The following is an 18,930-nucleotide window of genomic DNA, read 5'->3' as shown; positions in this document are numbered from 1 at the left end:
CTTCTGTTTTATTAAATTGGCTCCCCTATCAGGGAATGCTTAAGGGCTTTTGTTATCTTAACCCTTAAACAGTCGCCTGCTTTTATATTATCCCTAAAATCAACATTGACAACTATATTTTGCCTATTTCTACCATAAAGCTTATCGCCCTTCTTTGATTTTCCTTCTATAAGCACTTCAACAATCTTGCCTTCATACTCCTTGAGCTTTTTTTGGGTAATCTCAGCCTGAAGCTGTTGAAGTATGTTTAAGCGTTTAAGCTTTTTGTCTTCTTCAATCTGGCCTTCCATTTCGGCTGCTTTTGTAAATCTTCTCGGTGAGTATTTAAACGAAAACGATGTATCGTATTCAACGGTTTTTACTACTTCAAGCGTCTTTTCAAAATCATTTTCTGTCTCTGTGGGAAAACCAACGATAATATCTGTTGTAATCGAGCAGTTTTTTACTTCGCTCTTCAATAAAAACACCTTCTCAAGATACTCTTCAATCGTGTATTTTCTTCTCATTAGCTTCAAAATCCTATTTGAGCCTGCCTGAAACGGCAGGTGAACATGCTCACACAACTTGTCCAAATCCCTTATCGCATAGATAAGCTCTTTTGAGAAATCCTTTGGATGGGATGTGGTAAATCTAATACGCTTCAAGCCTTCTATCTTGTTCACTTCATAGAGCAAATCAACAAAATTATAGCCCAAGCTCTTGCCATATGAGTTAACATTCTGACCGAGCAAAACAACTTCTTTCGTGCCATTATCGACAAGTTCTTTTATCTCATCAATTATAGCTTCCTTCTTGCGAGAAATTTCCCTTCCACGAGTATATGGAACAATACAGTATGTGCAGAAGTTATCACAACCATACATAATATCGACAAACGAAACCACACTCTTAACATGCGGGAATATATGGTCTGGCTCTTCCATCTTATCCTTTATAAAAACACCTTCAACAGAGTAATCCTTAGCGATTCTGCAAAACTCGTCTATCGTATTTGTGCCGATTACAATATCTGCAACCTTAGATAACCTATCGTATGCAAACTGGGCAACACAGCCCATCGCCACAATCTTTGCTTTTCTGTTCTTAAACCTTAATCTTCCTATCTCACTGTAAATCTTGTTCTCAGCTTTCTCTCTAACCGCACAGGAATTTACAATCAAAAGGTCTGCCGTTTTAGGGTCATCACTCTTCTGCCAACCATTCTCTTCCAAAATCGCTTCAACCTTCTCTGAATCCCTTTCGTTCATCTGACAGCCAAATGTCTTTATGTAAAATCTCATTTTAGATACTTCCTTATGTTCCTGTTGTGCTCTTTCAATGTTTTGCTAAAAATCATGCTTCCATCTTTTTTTGAGATAAAGTAAAGATAGTCGGTTTTTTGCGGCTCATAAGCAGCTGCCAAAGCATCGTAAGATGGATTACAGATAGGCTCAGGCGGCAAACCTTTATGCAGATATGTGTTAAACTTCTCATCAAACCTTGTTGAGTCCATCTGAAGATACATACCCTTTTTCAATCTATTATAAATCACGCCTGCAACCAGTCTCATATCCTTCTTATCCGTTGCTTCCTTCTGAACAATAGATGCAACTATCAGTCTTTTATAGTCATCTTCTTTAAAATCACTCCTGCCCGTGAGCTTCTTAAACTTATCCTTAAACTGCTTACACATCAAAAGCGCAATAGATTCAACCTTATCGTCCTTTGAGACAAAGTATGTATCAGGATATAAAAACCCTTCAAGACTTTTTGCCTTGTCAAACCCGCTGCATCTCTTTACAAAACTCTCGTTGTCGTTTAGCTTAAGCAATCTATCTCCATCAAAGCCAGCCTTTGATAAAACATCTGCAACTCTTTTGATATTATACCCTGCAATAACCGTTATCTTTGCCGTATAAACCTTCGGACTTACAAGTTCGTTTAAAACCTGCTTTGGTGTATAATCTGTGTAAAATAGATGAAGACCTGCCTTTATCTGTCTTGCTTGTCCGCTTAAACGCAGATAATAGTAAAACCAGTCGCTTCTTGTTATTATGCCTTTCTCTTTGAGAGTATCAACAATACTTGGAACAGTTTGATTCTTGGCTATCTCTATGTAAACCTGCTTATGTTTATTCGAAGCTTTAGTGTTTAAAAAACTTTCAAACTTGAATATGGTAAAAACAACAAAAGCCAAAACAAAAAGAAACAGGATTATATTGGCTATAAACAGCTTCTTTATAAAACTCATAGCGAGTCTAAATAGCCTTGAAGGATAAATGTTGCAGCTATCTTATCGATAACCTTCTTTTTATTTTTTCTTCCCTTTACATTGGCGTTATTTAAAATCCTTTCAGAGAACCTTGTTGACATTCTCTCATCCCATTCAACAATCTCAATATCTAAGACTTCCCTTAGCTTGTCTATAAAATCTTCTGTCTCTTGAGCCCTTTTACCTTTCATACCGCTTAAGGTCATAGGCAAACCAACAACGATCCTTGTTATATTGTTGATTTCAGTTATCCTTTTAATCTCATCTATCGAGTTCTCGTCAGAATCTATCACACTTAAAGGCAAAGCTATTGTGTTTGTCTCATCAGATATGGCAAGTCCAATCTTCTTCGTTCCGTAATCAATACCCAAAATACGCATAAGCCACCTTTGACTTGCAAACAGTCGGATTATAACTATAATAACTTTCAATGTTAAAAGCAATAGTTTCGATACTTTTTATCCTGTTCAGCCTGCAGGCAGATGCAACCCAGATAGCAAAACTCAAAAGCTTCAGTATCGTAAACCTGCAAAACGGCGTCGATAACCTAATCTTTAGATTCGACAAGATAAAACATTACAGATTTATAAGATTAAGTGACGATTACTTCTACATAGCCATACCAAACACCATCATAGCAATAGAAACACCACTCATACCGAAAGGTTCTGTTGAAAAAATACTGGTCAGGATAATAAAGGGTGAAACAAGGATATTCTTTAAACTCAACAGAAACTTCAAATACAGGTTTAGACTTCTTCTCTCATCAGATAGGTTTCTTATCGTCAGAATAGAAAAAAGCGTTGCAATAAAGCCACAAGAAAAACAGACATACACACCATCAAAACCGAAAAAGAAGACGGTAATCGTGATAGACCCAGGACATGGCGGCAAAGACCCGGGCGCTGTTGGTATATACAACAAAGAGAAGACAATAACACTCTCAATAGGCAAATATGTAGCCTATTTCTTAAGAAAAGATGGATACAAAGTGGTTATGACGCGCACAAAAGATACATATCCTACCTTAGCACAAAGGGTCGAACTCGCAAACAAGGTTCATGCAACGCTGTTTGTCTCGATACATGCAAACTATGCACCCAAAGACAGACTCAAAGCCAAAGGTTTGGAAGTCTATTTTGTAAACACAACATCAGACAAAAGAGCGCTTTGGCTTGCAGCCAAAGAGAATGGCATGAGTATAGCCCAGATAAGCGACTTAAACCGCATCATTCTATCTCTTATTCAAACATCAAAGATTCAATACTCAAAGGTCTTGGCAGCAGATGTTTACAAAGAGATGTTAAAATATGGAAGAAAAGTATATCGCTCATACAAAGGCAGAGGCGTAAGACAGGCTCCATTCTATGTGCTTGTCGGAACACACTGTCCATCAATCCTGATAGAGACAGCCTTCATAAACAATCCATCCGATGCCTTATACCTAAGAAACCCAACATTCAGAAGAGCTTTAGCAAAAGGCATAGCAAAAGGCATAGAAAACTTCCTAAAAGGCAAAAGTTAGCAAAAATTTCTATTACACTCTAAAGAAGTCCAAGATTTGACAAAACCTTCGACCATAGAAGAAAATTTTTTAATCAACGGTCAGCCTAAGTGACGGGTCGGCTTCTATGGAAGCATAATCAAATGTTGCCCTATCCAAAGATAGAGATGACGCAAACGCAATCATTAATGCATTGTCTGTCGTCAACTCTTTTGGTGGCAGTATAAGATTGATACCTTCTTTTTCGCATCTTTCTTTAAAGGTATCTCTTAAGAGTGAGTTGGCAGATACACCACCAGATATTGACAAATTTTTAACATTTAAATCCTTACAAGCTCTAAGCGACTTTTCAACCAATATATCAACAGCGGATTTTTGGAATGATGCTGCAATATCGGAAATGTCAGTTTTTGACAGGTTACCCAGTTTACTGACAAGGTTTTTGACAAAAGTCTTCACGCCACTAAAACTAAAGTTATAGGATTTTTCATGCTCAAGGCCTTTGGGGATCTTGAAACGATAAGGATTTCCAGTTTTTGACAGCTTATCTATCGCAGGCCCACCCGGATATTCAAGACCTAAAATCCTTGCAACCTTGTCAAAGGCTTCTCCGACCGCATCATCTAATGTTTTTCCAAGCAGTTTATACCTGCCAAAGGATTCAACCAAAAACAGATGCGTATGTCCGCCAGATACAACAAGCGAAAGAAATGGATAGTTAATTTCTCTGTCAAAAAATGGAGCGAATATGTGCCCTTCTATGTGGTTAACAGGAATGATGGGCAATCTGTTTGCATAAGCTAAAGCCTTAGCAAAAGCAACACCAACAAGAAGACTGGGTAAAAGCCCAGGACCAACCGTAACGGCAACATACTCAACATCACCCAAACCCTTTGAAACCCTATTTAGCGCTTCTTCTGTTAAATAGGCTATTGTCTCTGCATGCTTTCTTGCTGCAAGCTCTGGTATAACACCACCAAACTTTGCGTGTATATCATTTTGAGATGAGATAATGTTTGAATAGAGATTGCAGTCTTTATAGAAGGATACAGATGTATCATCACACGATGTATCAAATGCCAAAATCATCTCAACACAAACACCACATTAACAAGATACGGTTTTAGTTCTTTTCTCATTCTTCTTAAAGCTATTAATGTTTTTGGTCTGCAGTGCCCTATAGCAAGAACGACATCCCTTCTCTTTAGCATCTCAATCGCCTTTCTAATCTGGCCTTCAATGTATCCAACATCGGCAACATTATCAAGAAAAACCCTTCTTCTCTGACACAGAACACCTATTTTTTTTGCTTCAATGCATCCCAAACTATCCTTAACGGTATAACTATCAACAAAAAACATTTTATGCTCTTTCAAAAACTCTAAAATCCAATCAATATGCCTTTTATCCCTTAATATTGCAGAGCCTTCGTGATTATTAAGCCCAACAGCATCTGGAATTTTATTTAAAGCTCTCTCTAAAAGCTCAAATGTCTTTCTCTTTGAAGTCCACAAATATATGGCATTTTTACCCGGATTGTTCTTCGGATAATCAAGCGGTTGACTGGGCATGTGAATCATAACAATATAACCGTTTTTTGCAAACTCTTTAGAAAGCTCTTGCGTATAAGGAGCATCGGGTAAAAAAGAAAAGGCAAGGGGAAGGCCAAGCTTTTCAAAACCCCTTGCCAAGCCTACATCATAGCCCATATCGTCTATTACAATTGCAAGTCTCTTCTTTTTTAAAAGATAGAGAGCACTTGCTCCAAATACACTCTGCGATATAAAGACAAAAACAAGAATCAGTGCGATTTTCTTGAACATATTATATCTTCTGCCTTTATCAGCTCTATTGCCCTTAACAGCTGATAATCGTCTTTTAACTCCTTCTGTAGGTCTGTCTCTTTTTTAACCTTCTGACCTGTCGGATTGTTTAGATGATGCAATAGATTGCTTTCTCTTATCGTGAAGTTGCTCTCTTCTTCTATAATCTTTGCCTGATGCACGACAATATCCGGCTCAATGCCAACAGCTTGAATACTCTTGCCACTTGGCGTGTAATATTTAGCCGTCGTAAGCCTTAAAGCAGAACCGTCTCCAAGCGGTATAATCGACTGAACAGAACCCTTACCAAAGCTTCTTACACCCATTATGATTGCCCTTTTATGGTCTTTTAAACAGCCTGAGACAATCTCTGCCGCACTTGCCGTTCCAGAGTTGATTAAAACAACAATAGGATAATTGGGCTCATTACCGTCATCGTGTGCATAGAAGTATCTACTGTCTGACTTGTTTCTTCCCCTAATCGATACAATTACACCCTTCTTAATAAACAAATCACACACACCTATTGCTTCCCTTAAAAGACCACCCGGATCGTTTCTTAAATCAATCACAAGGCCTTTTATTTTGCCCAACTTTTTCAAAGCCTTTTTAAGCTCGCTCGTTGTTCCATCTTGAAACTGCGTTATTCTTACATAACCGATATCACCATACTTTTTGTATTTAACGCTCTTTACATGAATAATCGCCCTTGTGATTGTAACATCAAACGGCTTCTGTTTACCTTCCCTTATAATCGTTATCGTAACCTTTGTGCCGGGTTTTCCACGCAGAAGCTTCACACACTGTTCAAGCGTCATACCAAATGTGCTTTCACCGTTTATCTTTATAATCTTGTCACCAGCTTTTATGCCAGCCTTAAAAGCCGGTGTATCTTCGATGGGTGAGACAACCGTTAAAATACCATCTTTCATCGTAACAACCATTCCAAGACCACCAAACTTACCGGTTGTTGTAATTTTAAGCTCCTTATACTCATCCTTTGTCATGTAAGATGAGTGCGGGTCTAATGAGCTTACCATGCCTTTGATAGCATCGTTAATCAGCTTTGTCTGGCTCACATTGTCAACATAATCATGCTCAATAATCGCCATGACTTTAGCAAAGATTTTTAGCTTCTCATATTCGCTCTCTTTGGCAAATGTCGGCACAGCAACAATTACAAATGCAAAGACCAAGGCAAATAACCTTTTCATCTCAAAAACCTCCTATCAAGAAAATATAACGGATTGACTGGCGTTGCATGTCTCCTTATCTCAAAGTGCAGTTTTGTTGAGCTCAATCTACCTATGCACTGATAAGCCTTAACAATCTGACCCACCCTTAAAGAGCTCTTAAGTCCAGCATAAACGGTATAGTAACCATTTAAGTGGTTTATTATAACAACACCACCATATCCCGGCAAATCACCAACAAACCCAACCTTGCCGTATGCTATGGTTCTTATGCAGCTTCCTTTTTTTGCCCTTATATCTATGCCGTCGTTTCTTGTATAAACCTTAAAAACAGGGTCATACTTCCTGCCAAAATAAGCCACAACCTTACCATAAACAGGCGGTTTTATTTTATGCGCTAAGGCTTTAAACTCTTTCTCAACAAGTTTCGGGTTTACCTTCTGGACAACCTTAAGCTTTCTGCTTTCTCTCTTTTTCTTCTCTTCTTCTATAATCTTCTTAAGAAGCTCCTTTAGATTCTCTCTCTGCTTTGTCAACTGTTGTATCTCGGCAAGATACTGCTTCTTTTTGTTCTCTGCCATCTCTGCAAGCTTGCTCAATGTTGCTTTCTGCGTATCCAAATCTCTCTGTTGACTCTTTATCTTCTCCATAATTTTCTGCTTTTGAACCATATACGCATTTAGCTTGGCTATTCTCTCTTTAAGATACTCCCTTTTTGAGATATAATTCTTTATCTTCTGCTGCATATACGAAGTAATAAACCTGTTCATATAGCTATACCAGACACCCTTGGCATAATAGTTGCTCACCTTCGAATACTCATAATAGCTAACAAGTTCCCTATAGAGCTTCTCTTTCTGCCTTTCTAAATCTAAAGACACCTTGTCAATCTCTTTCTTCAAAGTTGCTATCTTTTTATTTAGCAAATCTAAGTCCCTTTTTGTTCTTTTTATTTTTGATTTCAGAAAGGTTATCCTTTTGTCTGTGTTTGAAATCTGCTTAAGTATCGTCAAATACTGGCTTCTTATCTTGTTGTAATCTTCCTTTCGCTGTTTTATCGTCTCGGAGATGCTTTTTAGCTTCTCTTCTATTGCCTTTTTATTTGCTGAATATCCACAAATCGGATTAAGAAGAATCAAAAAAAGTATAAAAAAACTAAACCTTTTCATCATTGAAAACGAAAACGATAAGCGATGAGACGAAAGTAAACAGAAAACCGATGAGTATATTTAAGGCAAATGTGCTTTTTTGGGAACTTTTAAACAACTCCTTGCTGATGTATGGAATGTCGCCGTATTTGTCGTAAACAAAGTAGATTGCAACAATAACGACAACAGAGAATAGAAAACCCCAAACCGCAGGGACTATCGTATCCTTAAGGAACATCCTAAAGATAATAAACCGCTTTATACCGAAGAATTTAAGCGTATCGTAATCGAACTTGCGATGGGAGTAAAATATCGTCATAATGGACAAAAAGACAATAAACTCAACAGCATACAAAACTCCGACAACAACTTCAGAAAAGTAAATAAGTCTTTCATGCAGGGAGCTAATCTCTGCCAAAACGCCCTTTGGATACTTAACGGCATCAACAATATCAGAGTTCAACGAAAGGGCAAACTGATTAAAGTAAGACTCCGTTGTAAACGAAGGTATAAAGAAAACTTCAATCGAGTAAGGAAACGGATTTCTACTGAATAGGTTTTTATCTATGGAGAACTTCTTAATCATCTCGTTGAATGCCTTATCTTTGTCTATCAGCTTTACTTTACGCACGCCCTTTTTTAGCTCTATCTGGTTTATGAGAGCATTGACTTCTTCTGCTGAAGCTTCAGGTTTTACAAAGACAAACAGTGGCGTCTGGCTTTTTTTCTGCTCAACATAGGCGTTTAATGCAAAAAAGATGCTCATCAAGATACTCATCGTTAAGACAAACGAAACAAATATGAAGAAAAGTGCAACCTTTACATTATCACGCCGTCTCATTGTTTATCTCTATGGTAAAAAACTCATCGTCTATCGAATTCAGCGTTGCAATCAGAAATGTTATACCCTTCTTCTCGTTTAATCTTTTAAACAGGTGAATAACCTTTCTCCTGTAATGCTCAGAGAGATATCTCAAAGGCTCATCTGCTATAACCAACGGAAAGTTGTATATAACACCACGGGCAATATTGACAAGCGACTGTTCGCTAATGGATAACTCCTGCGGATACTTGTCAAGCAGATGACCAATCGAAAGTATGTCAAATATCTCTTCTGACAGATACAGGTTTCTCTTTGTCAGTTTCGTTATAGCCTGCAGGTTCTCCTTGACTGTCATTGTTGAGATAAGCCTTATATCTTCAAATATAATGCCTAAATATCTTCTAAGCAGAAGGATGCCTGAGTAATTCAAATCACCCACATTAAAATCAAACACCCGCACAAACCCACTATCTGGCTTCTCTGCACCATAAATCATCTTTAGAATTGTGCTTTTGCCTGCAGACTGTGGCAGTATTATCTGATTTATCCTGCCTTGAGCGATTCTAAAGTTCAAATTTTTAAATATAACACGCCTGTTATAGCTTTTGTTTACATCAATAAACTCAACCATAAAGCAAAATCAACAATCAACTGTTTTTATTAGCCTTTTTAAATCTCTAATCATCTCGCTAAAATGCTTCGCCTTCTCTGTCTTTTCAAAATCGCTCTTTAAGAAATATATACCGTCAAGCTCATGCTCCAAAATTATTCTCATCTTTCTCGGGTTCCTTTTGTGCACCCTGTAAGATATTTCACCATCTTTATCAGGTGTTGCTAAAAACATAACAATCCTTGATGTGATAGAAGATTGTGTTAGTTTTAATTTCCAATAGGCAGTTTCAAAGCCCCTTTCTCTAAAGGAATTTTTAACCGACACAACGGCTATAATCTCAATATCATTAACTTTTTTGCATCTTTTGTAAAGAATTATATCAGCATCTGGCAAAAACAGATACTGCCCATAATCTATAGCAAGCTTTCTTTTAACCTTTTGATACTCTTCTTCTAAATGACTTTTAAGCAGCTCTTTATCGGATATTATACCAACAAATGAATCATCAATCTCTCTCTTTAACAGCTCAAATATAATCTTCTGAACTCTAAAACCGATATATGTTCTCCATGATTGGTTTGCTCTATTAACGGACTCTTCACTTGAAAAACCCTTTTTAATATACTCATCAATCTTTTTGTTTAAATAACTCTTCTTTTCACTTTCTAAAATCTCGGATATACCATCTATTTCCATAACATCTTCCTATAAAGAGAGCACTCTTTTGATACCCTATCAATTGCCAACTTAAAATAGCCTTCATCTATCTCCACACCTATTGCCTTTCTGTTTAACTTATATGCAGCAATAAGCGTAGAGCCACTACCCAAAAATGGGTCTAAAACCAAATCTCCCACATAACTAAACAGCTTTATACACCTTTTTGGCAACTCAACAGGAAATGGAGCAGGATGACCCACTCTTTTTTTACTCTCGCCAGAAAATGTCCACAGACCGTTTGTCCACTCCAAAAACTCATCCTTTGTTATATCGGAATCGCCTTTATTTAACTTCTTCCAAAACCTTTTATACATAATCAATATAACTTCCACAGGAGCTATCACATAAGGAGCAGACGCAGAAAGCCAGCTTCCCCATGCTGTTCTTCTCGATATATTCCCTTCGTTCCATATTATTGTTGAGTGATATTTAAAACCCACACTTTTAGCTATAGTCGTTATATCGGCATAAACACTCTGCTGACCATTCTTGTTTTTATCAAGCGGAATATTTAGACACAACCGCCCATCTTCTTTTAAAACATCAAAAGCCTTTGACAACCATTTTTCAGTCCATCTTAAATACTCATCGTAAGATGTTTCATCATCATGAGTGTTATACTCAATTCCAACATTATAAGGCGGTGAAGTTATTATAAGGTCAACAGTTGCAGGCTCTATATCAACATTTAAAAAATCAGCATTTATAATCTTTAAACCTTCTAAAACAGACCAAACCTGCATTACACCTTCAAGGTTTTCTTTATCTCTTCTGTTAACTTCTCCTTTGTAAACCCATATTTGCAGAACAGGTCATCTTTTGAGCCAGACTCACCAAACACATCATTTAAACCTATACGCTTGACTCTCGTTGGCAGGTTTTCAGACAAAAACTCACTAACAGCAGAACCCAAACCACCTATTATGGAGTGTTCTTCAATTGTTATCACAAGGTTTGTCTTTTTAGCCGAATTGAATAGCGTCTCTTCATCCAACGGCTTTATGGAAGATGCGTTTATAACTTCAGCTTTTATGCCGTTCTTTTCAAGCAGCTTGGAGACTTCCAAAGCAAGGTGAACCATCATGCCACACGCAACAAGCGTTAAATTATCACCTTCTTTAAGTACATCAAACCTGCCAAGTTCAAACTTCTCTTTGTTTATAAAAACAGGCGATTTTGCACGAGATGTTCTGATATAGACAGGCCCATCCCAATTAATGCTTTCAAGCACAGCCAAATATGTCTCGTTATAATCTGCCGGCACAACAACCTTCATATTCGGCAAAGCTCTCATAAGTGCTATATCACAAACAGATTGATGAGAGCCGCCATCTTCACCAACACTGATACCCGAATGGGAACCACACAAAACAACATGCAGGTTTTGATAACAGATGGACTGTCTTACAATCTCAAACGCCCTGCCCGTAATAAAAACGGCAAATGAAGAAGCATAAGGTCTTAAACCCGAAAGAGCCATGCCGGCTGCAACACCAGCCATATTTGCTTCGGCTATTCCCATATTAAAGAATCTATTTTCAAACACCTTTTGAAACTCTTTTGATTTCGTTGAACCACTCAAATCAGCATCAAGAACAACAACTTTCTCATTTTTTTCTCCTAATTCAACTAATGCCTTTCCGTATGCTTCCCTTGTCGCTTTAAACTCCATTGTCAAGCTCCTTTAACGCCTTTTTTAGCTCTTCATCTGTCGGTGCAACACCATGATACTCAACCCTATTAGCCATAAACGATACGCCATATCCCTTAACTGTCCTTGCTATGATAGCTGTTGGCGAGAGTGCGTTTCTCTTTGCCGTCGTCAGCGTATCAATAAGGTTTTTATACACATGCCCGCCTATCTCGTATGTCCTAAAGCCAAACGCTTCAAGTTTATCCTTAAGCGGGTTTATGTTCATCACATTTGCGACAGCACCATCAATCTGCAAACCGTTATAATCAATAATCACTATCAAATTATTCAGCTTATAATGATTGGCAGCCATAAATGCTTCCCAAACAACACCTTCCTGCAGCTCACCATCACCCATAACGCAAAAGACTTTATATCTCTTCTTCAACACTTTACCAGCCAAAGCCATACCAACAGCCTGCGTTATGCCGTTTCCAAGTGAGCCAGTTGCTGCATCTATACCCTTTAGCTTTTTTGAGTCTGGATGACCCTGAAGTGGCGAGCCGAGTTTTCTCAAAGTCCACAACAAACCCTTCTCAAAAAACCCAGCTTTGGCTAAAACTGCATACAAAGCAGGACAGGCATGACCCTTTGATAAAACAAGCCTGTCTCTGTCTTCCCACTCTGGATTCTCAGGGTCATAGTTCATTATTCCGCCAAAATAGAGTGCAACGAGTATATCAAGCACACTTAATGAGCCGCCAGAATGACCACTGCCAGCCTTGTTCAACATTATCAGAATATCTTTTCTTAAATCCCGTGCAATTCTCTCAAGATTGTCAAACTCTCCCATTGCTCACTCCCCCAATATGTATTTAAACATCTCATCTATACCCGCCTTTTCGGGTATTTCTGCTTCAAAGCCACACGACTCTATGTATGACTTTGTCGTTTTACCTATTGCTATAATCCTTTTTATCTTCTTTGCAAAATCATAGCTGCCGAATGCTTCTTTCAGATGCCAGAACGCAGATGGAGAACTAAACAGACCAAAATCAAACTCACCTTCTGGCTTGAAATAGCCTATCTCTTCGGGTATCACATTCCTATAAGCAGGCACAACCAACACATTATCGAGCTCATCATAAATCTTGTTATACTTCTCAGCCGTAATAATAAGCAATCTGCCCTTATCCTTCAAAAACTCAACCAACGCTTCACCGTAAAAATCACCCGGCACATAATCCAACCTAAAACCCTTCTCTATTAAAGCCTGAGCCGTTTTATCGCCTATTGCTGCCATTCTCTTATCGCACAGATATCTAACGCCGACTCTTTTAAAGAAAAACTCAACAGCCCTTTTGCTTGTAAAGACAACCCAGTCAACCTTGCTCTCCACCATAAACTCAATCCCTTCAAACTTCATAGAATAAACCGGGTGTATATCGAATATCTCATCAAACATCTGTGTGTATCTAATCAAATCTTCCCTATTCGCACTAAACAGCACCTTTGCTTTGTAAAAAGGCTTAAGCTTAGTCTCGATTGAGATATCGGCCGAATCAACATCATGCGTCAAAAAGGCACTATAGTTTTCTTTGTCAATTTTACATGCCTTAAGCAGATACTTTCTATCCAAATCATTATCAAACCAGACAGAGTCAAAAACCGGTGTCAATTTTAAAGGCAAACTCTTACTTATTCCTACTCTCATACTCTTTCACCTTCTTCTTAACATAATCCATTACATCAGCCAAAACAAACAGCATACTTCTATCACACCTTAAATATCTTATAACCTTTTTCAAATCGTCAACAAAGCCATACATAACACGCATGCAGAACTCTTCATTTTCAAAATAGGCATGAGCACCAATTGGATAGTTGCAGCTTGCATTGAGTTCTCTGACAAATGTCCTTTCTGCATCTATGCACAACCTTGTCTTTTTATCTTCCAAAGATTCAATCTGCTCTTTAAACTCAAAATCACGCAGAAACTCAATCGCAACAACACCCTGTCCTGCAGCAGGTGTTATAACTTCCAAATCATACATACAAGTCTCATCGTATAAATCTAATCTCATTAAACCGCTCTTTGAAACAACAATACCATCGACTTCACCATCTTTTAGCTTACTCAAGCGCGTGTCAAGGTTGCCACGCAAATCAACAAACTCAGCATCAGGCTTAATCCTTAAAATCTCAGCCCTTCTTCTTAAGGAAGTCGTGCCAATCTTGGGTTTTTCAAGCTCCAACAGATTACCCTTAAAGCTCACAAATGTATCCTGATGATAATCCCTTTCTAAAACCACAAAATCAAACGGCTCATCTTCAAAAACACTCATATCCTTCAAACTATGAACGGCTATATCAACCCTTTTATCAAGCAGGATTTTCTCTATCTCTTTAACAAACAGACCCTTGCCGCCAAACTGATATAAGGGCTTTTTAATCCTATCGCCTTCTGTCTTAATCGGCACTATCTCGGTTTTAAAACCAAGTTTTTTTAGCTTTTCTGCAACAAACTCAGCCTGCCATAGGGCAAGCTTCGATGAGCGCGTGCCTATTCTGAGTGTTCTGAGAAGAAACATCGTATATCCTTCCTTGAACTGCTTAGGTTAAACAGTCTCCTTAAAAGCTCTATGTAAAGGTCTCCTTCTGGATGATTCAAAAACGACTTTATATTCATCGTTGGTTGATGTAAAACCTTTGACAGAAGTGCCTTTGTCAGTTTATCAACACCATCTAAGATCTCATCATCAACCTTATTTTTATAAATCTTTTTAAACTTGTAAAGCTCAAGCTTTCTAATTCTCTCTGCTGTTTGTCTTATCTGTTTTATAACTTCGTCATAATCGAGACTCTCAACATAAGCCTTATAGGCTTCAATTTCTTCTTCTATTATATCCCTTGCAAGCTCAGCCTGTTTCTTCCTATACTCAATAGACTGCTTAACTATCTCTTTTAAATCATCAATCAGAAACAGCTTTACATTATTCAGCTTCTTAACGCTTTTATCTGTGTCTGGTGGAACAGCCAAATCGAGAATAAAAATCTCCCTATCCTTTGGCAGATGCTCATCTTTGATTATAGGCTCTTTTGATGCAGTCGATGTTATGACAATATCAGCTTTTCTTAGCGCTTCCTTTAGGTTATCCAGTGAATACAGCTCTGCCTTATATCTCTCTGCAAGCTCTTTGGCATTTTCGACAGTCCTATTAACAAAGGCTTCGATTCGTGCACCATGCTCAGAGAAGTGCTCACATGCGAGCCTATTCATCTCTGAAACTCCAATATTTACAACCCTTTTGTCTTTTAGACTGACAAGCTCCTTTATTTTTAATAAACCAGCATAGGCAAAGCTTATCGCACCCTTAGAGATATCCGTTTTTGAGCGCACAACCTTTGCACAGTGGAACGCCTTACGCATAATCCTGTTCAATGTTGCACCACTGGTTGAAAACTCAACAGACCATTTATAGGCTTCCTTTAGTTGACCCAAAATCTGCGGCTCGCCTATAATCATCGAATCAAGCCCGCTTGCAACTTCAAACACATGTCTTATCGCATCAATATCTTCCTTTACATAGAGATAACCTTTTAGCTCATCAATACCTATCTTGGAATAATCAGACAAAAATCTGATAATCTCTTCCTTTTTATCAGAAGCAGAGACATACAGAATCTCAACCCTATTGCATGTTGAAAGAATCATCACTTCATCAAGGCCTAATGACTTTAATCTCTCAAGTTCAACATTCAACTTATCGTTATCAAAGGCTAATTTCTCTCTTATCTCAAGCGGGGAGTAGTTGTGATTTGTGCCAATTAAAGTGATACTTTTCATTTGCTCCTTTCAATAGAGTAATCGGCTATAGCAAGCAGATACTCTTTAAACTTAGAATCCTTTAAGCTTTTAAGTGCATCCTTTGCCTTGGAAGCATAGTTCTTTGCTATTTCTATTGACTCATCAAGCGAATTTCTCTTTACAATCTCCACTATTTCAGAGAGCAGCTGCTCATCTTTGCTTTCAAAAAACTCTTTAACAGCTTCTCTTTTTAATACGCCTTTTTCCAAAGCAATAAGCACGGGCAGTGTCATTTTACCTTCTTTTAAGTCAATGCCTGTATCTTTACCAACAGACTCTTTATCTGACATATAATCCAAACAGTCGTCCTTTATTTGAAACGCCATACCCACATTCTTGCCATACTCAACAAACACATCTTTAAAACTCTTATCTGCAAGCAGACAGCCAACCGTTGTGCTTGCTTCTATCAGAACAGCCGTCTTTTTATAGATAATATCAAGGTAATCTTCCCTTTTTACATCAACATTAAAAGCTTTTTCAATCTCTAAAATCTCACCTTCACTCAACACATAGGCAGCCTTCGATATGACAGATGATATCTCTTGTCCAAACTCCAAAACAAGATTATAAGCCAAAGAGTAAAGATAATCACCGCCCAAAACAGCAGGTTTTACACCATAAATCGCATTAGCAGAAGGCCTGCCGCGTCTATACAAAGCCTCGTCAATTATATCATCGTGTAAAAGGCTTGCCGTGTGGACAAGCTCAATAATAGAGCCAAGCAGAAGCGCTTTTTTCTCATCTCCAAATCCAAGCGAATAGGCAGAATACAAAACAAGTAAAGGACGCAAGCGCTTGCCACCATCTATAACCTGTTTATATACCTTTTTTGTCAAATCGCTCTCTGGTTTAATGAGAGCTTCTAAAGTCCTATCAACATTTTTAATATCACTTTTTAAAGCATTAAGAATCCTTATATCCATCTTCTTCCCTTGCTATCGATATACTTACAACCCTATCATCATCGTCTAAGTTAATTAATCTAACACCCTTAGCATATCTGCCCATAACACTGATTGAGCTTGCATCCATCTTTATCATTTTACCATTTTTGGTAATAATTAACACATCATCTTCATCACTTAAGGTTAAACTCGAGACAACAGCGTCGTTATCCTTTAGTTTGATGCATTTAACTCCTTTGCCGCCCCTTCTTATTTTTCTTATGTCATCAATTTTTATAAGCTTGCCAATACCTGTCTCTGTAACAACAATAACCTTCGTATGCCTGTCCAAATCCAAGCTATCGGCACTTACAACAATGTCATCACCAACAAGCCTTATACCTTTTACTCCAGCTGCAGACCTACCCATATCTCTTACTTCTTCAGCATCAAACCTGATACATAAGCCGTTCTTTGTTACAATAATAATCTCATCACTCTCCTTTACGCCAAACACCCTGATTAGAGAATCCTGCTCGCTCAACCTAATCGCCATCTTACCATTTGACGGTATATTCTCAAAGTGTTTAAACGCCGACTTTTTAACAACACCAGACTCTGTAACAAAAAACAGGCTATCAACATCTCTCATCGGCACGATTGTCTTTATCTGCTCACCAGCCTGCAGTTTTACAAAGTTAACAACAGGCCTTCCCTTTGAAGATGGTGCCTGCTTTGGTATATTGTAAGCCTTAATCGCATAAACCCTGCCAAGGTTGGTAAAGCAGAGCAGTGTATTTAAGCTGTTTGTTAGGAATATATCAACGAGATAGTCGTTATCTGAGAATGTTGCAGCTATTCTGCCTTTGCCGCCTCTGTTCTGGGTTGAGTAAATATCAAGCGGCACAGCTTTAATGTAACCCTTCTTTGAGAATGTGATAATCAGCTCTTCATCTTTGATTACATCTTCAACGCCTATATCGACGATTTTATCTAAAATCTGGGTTCTTCTCTCATCTCCATAGGTGTTTTTAACATACACAAGCTCATCTCTTATAACAGACTTCAAAGTCTCCTTATCCCTTAAAATCTTCTCGTAATACTCAATATCCTTCAAAAGCTGGTTATACTCATCAATTATCTTCTGCTTCTCGAGTGCAACAAGGCGCGCAAGTTTCATATCCAAGATAGCCTGAGCCTGTTTATCACTCAAAGTAAATCTCTTTTTTAGTCTCTCTTTTGCTTCAGATGTGGATTGAGAAGATTTTATAATCGCAACAACTTCATCTATATTATCAAGCGTTATTAAAAGCCCTTCGAGTATGTGAGCCCTGTCTTTTGCCTTTGCCAAAAGATACGATGTTCTTCTCTTTACAACATCTATCCTGTGATTTATAAAGACGCCTATTGCATCCTTTATATTCAAAAGCTTTGGTGTATTATCAACCAAAGCCATCATGTTTATACCAAATGTTATCTGAAGATTCGTTAGTTTAAACAGTTTATTGAGAATCACTTTGGGTTGTTCATCTTTTTTGAGCTCTATAACAACCCTAATACCTTCCTTATTTGACTCATCTCTTAAATCCGCTATACCTTCAATCTTCTTATCTTTAACAAGCTGAGCAATACTCTGAAGTAAGAGAGCCTTATTTACCTGATACGGCAGCTCATAAACAACCAAAGCCTGTCTATTCTTAATCTTCTCTTCCTTTACCCTTGCTCTGATTTGAACCTTACCAATTCCCTTTCTATATGCTTCTTTAATCGAGTTTATATCAAAACAGATACCACCCGTTGGAAAGTCTGGCCCTTTTATAAACTCAAGTATCTCATCTATGCTTATCTCACCATCTCTATCCAAATAGGCAAGGCATGCATCTATTACTTCGTTTAAGTTGTGCGGTGGAATCTTAGTTGCAAAACCAACAGCGATTCCATCTGAGCCGTTCATTAACAGGTTTGGTATAAATGTAGGTAAAACAGAAGGCTCTTCTAATGAGTCGTCATAATTTAAAACAAAATCAACGCTGTTTTTATCAAGGTCTTTAAGCATCTCTTCGGCTAATCGTGTGAGTCTTACTTCTGTATATCTCATTGCTGCAGGTGAATCACCATCAATTGAGCCGAAGTTTCCCTGTCCATCAATCAAAGGATAGCGCATGGAGAAATCCTGACTCATTCTAACCAAAGCATCATAGACAGCCATATCGCCGTGTGGATGGTATTTACCTATGACATCACCAACAACACGGGCACTCTTTTTATACGGTTTATTATGCTCAAGATTTAACTCCTTCATCGCATAGAGAATGCGCCTGTGGACAGGTTTTAAGCCATCCCTTGCATCGGGAATTGCCCTTCCAACAATAACACTCATCGAGTAATCCAAATACGACTGCTGCATCGTATCTTTTATATCAATAGGCAAAATATTCGCCGAACTAAATAAATCTTTCATTTACCA

Annotated in this window: 19 protein-coding genes; 1 reads left to right on the top strand and 18 read right to left on the bottom strand. The window is 38.0% G+C overall.

All coding sequences use genetic code 11. From position 1 onward, the window contains the following. Positions 1–11 precede the first annotated feature (11 nt). The 3 genes from miaB to ruvX are packed head-to-tail and all read right to left on the bottom strand — an operon-like array spanning position 12 to position 2,682. Positions 12–1,280, bottom strand: coding sequence for a tRNA (N6-isopentenyl adenosine(37)-C2)-methylthiotransferase MiaB (miaB, locus tag G415_RS0108130; RefSeq protein ID WP_022671181.1), 1,269 nt, complete (start codon positions 1,278–1,280; stop codon positions 12–14). Further along, on the bottom strand, positions 1,277–2,230 hold the full coding sequence (mltG, locus tag G415_RS0108125; protein WP_022671179.1) for an endolytic transglycosylase MltG: 954 nt from the start codon (positions 2,228–2,230) through the stop codon (positions 1,277–1,279). Before mltG ends, miaB begins: the two co-directional genes overlap by 4 nt. Beyond that, entirely contained in the window at positions 2,227–2,682 is a 456-nt protein-coding gene (gene ruvX, locus G415_RS0108120; protein WP_155825484.1) for a Holliday junction resolvase RuvX, read from the bottom strand. The genes mltG and ruvX overlap by 4 nt, the downstream gene beginning before the upstream one ends. Here ruvX and G415_RS10855 point away from each other — a divergent pair. Further along, positions 2,682–3,776 carry an N-acetylmuramoyl-L-alanine amidase family protein gene (locus G415_RS10855; RefSeq protein WP_022671177.1) on the top strand — a complete coding sequence of 365 codons (1,095 nt, stop codon included), beginning with the start codon at positions 2,682–2,684 and terminating at the stop codon, positions 3,774–3,776. The genes ruvX and G415_RS10855 overlap by 1 nt on opposite strands. Positions 3,777–3,845: 69 nt before the next feature. Here G415_RS10855 and tsaD read toward each other — a convergent pair whose 3' ends face one another. From tsaD to gyrA, 15 genes are read right to left on the bottom strand one after another with little or no spacing between them, the layout of a single operon-like run. Next, on the bottom strand, positions 3,846–4,844 hold the full coding sequence (gene tsaD, locus G415_RS10290) for a tRNA (adenosine(37)-N6)-threonylcarbamoyltransferase complex transferase subunit TsaD (RefSeq protein WP_022671176.1): 999 nt from the start codon (positions 4,842–4,844) through the stop codon (positions 3,846–3,848). Continuing rightward, the gene (locus G415_RS10285; protein WP_022671175.1) at positions 4,841–5,578 is read right to left on the bottom strand and encodes a divergent polysaccharide deacetylase family protein; all 738 of its coding nucleotides are present in this window, start codon (positions 5,576–5,578) and stop codon (positions 4,841–4,843) included. The genes tsaD and G415_RS10285 overlap by 4 nt, the downstream gene beginning before the upstream one ends. After that, positions 5,557–6,792: a S41 family peptidase gene (locus G415_RS0108100; RefSeq protein ID WP_022671174.1), complete on the bottom strand. Its 1,236-nt coding sequence runs from the start codon at positions 6,790–6,792 to the stop codon at positions 5,557–5,559. The genes G415_RS10285 and G415_RS0108100 overlap by 22 nt, the downstream gene beginning before the upstream one ends. Beyond that, a complete protein-coding gene (locus G415_RS10850) occupies positions 6,789–7,943 on the bottom strand; it encodes a murein hydrolase activator EnvC family protein (protein WP_081639362.1) in 1,155 nt (384 codons plus the stop codon). Before G415_RS10850 ends, G415_RS0108100 begins: the two co-directional genes overlap by 4 nt. Next, entirely contained in the window at positions 7,927–8,760 is an 834-nt protein-coding gene (locus tag G415_RS0108090; RefSeq protein ID WP_026939670.1) for a cell division protein FtsX, read from the bottom strand. Before G415_RS0108090 ends, G415_RS10850 begins: the two co-directional genes overlap by 17 nt. Beyond that, positions 8,747–9,373 (bottom strand): cell division ATP-binding protein FtsE, encoded by a 627-nt coding sequence (locus tag G415_RS0108085; RefSeq protein ID WP_022671171.1) that lies wholly within the window; start codon positions 9,371–9,373, stop codon positions 8,747–8,749. Before G415_RS0108085 ends, G415_RS0108090 begins: the two co-directional genes overlap by 14 nt. 9 nt (positions 9,374–9,382) lie before the next feature. Further along, positions 9,383–10,051, bottom strand: coding sequence for a BsaWI family type II restriction enzyme (locus tag G415_RS0108080; protein WP_022671170.1), 669 nt, complete (start codon positions 10,049–10,051; stop codon positions 9,383–9,385). After that, the gene (locus tag G415_RS10275) at positions 10,042–10,818 is read right to left on the bottom strand and encodes a DNA-methyltransferase (RefSeq protein ID WP_022671169.1); all 777 of its coding nucleotides are present in this window, start codon (positions 10,816–10,818) and stop codon (positions 10,042–10,044) included. The genes G415_RS0108080 and G415_RS10275 overlap by 10 nt, the downstream gene beginning before the upstream one ends. Continuing rightward, on the bottom strand, positions 10,818–11,747 hold the full coding sequence (locus G415_RS0108070) for a transketolase family protein (RefSeq protein ID WP_022671168.1): 930 nt from the start codon (positions 11,745–11,747) through the stop codon (positions 10,818–10,820). Before G415_RS0108070 ends, G415_RS10275 begins: the two co-directional genes overlap by 1 nt. Then, on the bottom strand, positions 11,737–12,561 hold the full coding sequence (locus tag G415_RS0108065; RefSeq protein WP_022671167.1) for a transketolase: 825 nt from the start codon (positions 12,559–12,561) through the stop codon (positions 11,737–11,739). The genes G415_RS0108070 and G415_RS0108065 overlap by 11 nt, the downstream gene beginning before the upstream one ends. A gap of 3 nt (positions 12,562–12,564) precedes the next feature. Next, on the bottom strand, positions 12,565–13,422 hold the full coding sequence (locus tag G415_RS0108060) for a uroporphyrinogen-III synthase (protein WP_022671166.1): 858 nt from the start codon (positions 13,420–13,422) through the stop codon (positions 12,565–12,567). Then, a complete protein-coding gene (gene hemC / locus G415_RS10270) occupies positions 13,403–14,299 on the bottom strand; it encodes a hydroxymethylbilane synthase (protein ID WP_022671165.1) in 897 nt (298 codons plus the stop codon). The genes G415_RS0108060 and hemC overlap by 20 nt, the downstream gene beginning before the upstream one ends. Beyond that, a complete protein-coding gene (gene hemA / locus G415_RS10265) occupies positions 14,272–15,555 on the bottom strand; it encodes a glutamyl-tRNA reductase (protein ID WP_022671164.1) in 1,284 nt (427 codons plus the stop codon). Before hemA ends, hemC begins: the two co-directional genes overlap by 28 nt. Further along, positions 15,552–16,502: a polyprenyl synthetase family protein gene (locus G415_RS0108045; RefSeq protein WP_022671163.1), complete on the bottom strand. Its 951-nt coding sequence runs from the start codon at positions 16,500–16,502 to the stop codon at positions 15,552–15,554. Before G415_RS0108045 ends, hemA begins: the two co-directional genes overlap by 4 nt. After that, positions 16,483–18,924: a DNA gyrase subunit A gene (gene gyrA, locus G415_RS0108040; protein ID WP_022671162.1), complete on the bottom strand. Its 2,442-nt coding sequence runs from the start codon at positions 18,922–18,924 to the stop codon at positions 16,483–16,485. Before gyrA ends, G415_RS0108045 begins: the two co-directional genes overlap by 20 nt. Between the last annotated feature and the right edge of the window lie 6 nt (positions 18,925–18,930).

The sequence above is a fragment of the Hippea alviniae EP5-r genome (assembly GCF_000420385.1).
Classification (GTDB): domain Bacteria; phylum Campylobacterota_A; class Desulfurellia; order Desulfurellales; family Hippeaceae; genus Hippea; species Hippea alviniae.
The sequence above is the reverse complement of the archived record's forward strand: the minus strand, read 5'-3'. Positions and strand labels throughout refer to the sequence as shown.

Bases quoted from the DNA above. Each gene is read 5' to 3' on its own strand.
- miaB (WP_022671181.1), bottom strand. From the start codon at position 1,280: ATGAGATTTTACATAAAGACATTTGGCTGTCAGATGAACGAAAGGGAT.
- mltG (WP_022671179.1), bottom strand. From the start codon at position 2,230: ATGAGTTTTATAAAGAAGCTGTTTATAGCCAATATAATCCTGTTTCTT.
- G415_RS10855 (WP_022671177.1), top strand. From the start codon at position 2,682: ATGTTAAAAGCAATAGTTTCGATACTTTTTATCCTGTTCAGCCTGCAG.
- tsaD (WP_022671176.1), bottom strand. From the start codon at position 4,844: ATGATTTTGGCATTTGATACATCGTGTGATGATACATCTGTATCCTTC.
- G415_RS10285 (WP_022671175.1), bottom strand. From the start codon at position 5,578: ATGTTCAAGAAAATCGCACTGATTCTTGTTTTTGTCTTTATATCGCAG.
- G415_RS0108100 (WP_022671174.1), bottom strand. From the start codon at position 6,792: ATGAAAAGGTTATTTGCCTTGGTCTTTGCATTTGTAATTGTTGCTGTG.
- G415_RS10850 (WP_081639362.1), bottom strand. From the start codon at position 7,943: ATGATGAAAAGGTTTAGTTTTTTTATACTTTTTTTGATTCTTCTTAAT.
- G415_RS0108090 (WP_026939670.1), bottom strand. From the start codon at position 8,760: ATGAGACGGCGTGATAATGTAAAGGTTGCACTTTTCTTCATATTTGTT.
- G415_RS0108085 (WP_022671171.1), bottom strand. From the start codon at position 9,373: ATGGTTGAGTTTATTGATGTAAACAAAAGCTATAACAGGCGTGTTATA.
- G415_RS0108080 (WP_022671170.1), bottom strand. From the start codon at position 10,051: ATGGAAATAGATGGTATATCCGAGATTTTAGAAAGTGAAAAGAAGAGT.
- G415_RS10275 (WP_022671169.1), bottom strand. From the start codon at position 10,818: ATGCAGGTTTGGTCTGTTTTAGAAGGTTTAAAGATTATAAATGCTGAT.
- G415_RS0108070 (WP_022671168.1), bottom strand. From the start codon at position 11,747: ATGGAGTTTAAAGCGACAAGGGAAGCATACGGAAAGGCATTAGTTGAA.
- G415_RS0108065 (WP_022671167.1), bottom strand. From the start codon at position 12,561: ATGGGAGAGTTTGACAATCTTGAGAGAATTGCACGGGATTTAAGAAAA.
- G415_RS0108060 (WP_022671166.1), bottom strand. From the start codon at position 13,422: ATGAGAGTAGGAATAAGTAAGAGTTTGCCTTTAAAATTGACACCGGTT.
- hemC (WP_022671165.1), bottom strand. From the start codon at position 14,299: ATGTTTCTTCTCAGAACACTCAGAATAGGCACGCGCTCATCGAAGCTT.
- hemA (WP_022671164.1), bottom strand. From the start codon at position 15,555: ATGAAAAGTATCACTTTAATTGGCACAAATCACAACTACTCCCCGCTT.
- G415_RS0108045 (WP_022671163.1), bottom strand. From the start codon at position 16,502: ATGGATATAAGGATTCTTAATGCTTTAAAAAGTGATATTAAAAATGTT.
- gyrA (WP_022671162.1), bottom strand. From the start codon at position 18,924: ATGAAAGATTTATTTAGTTCGGCGAATATTTTGCCTATTGATATAAAA.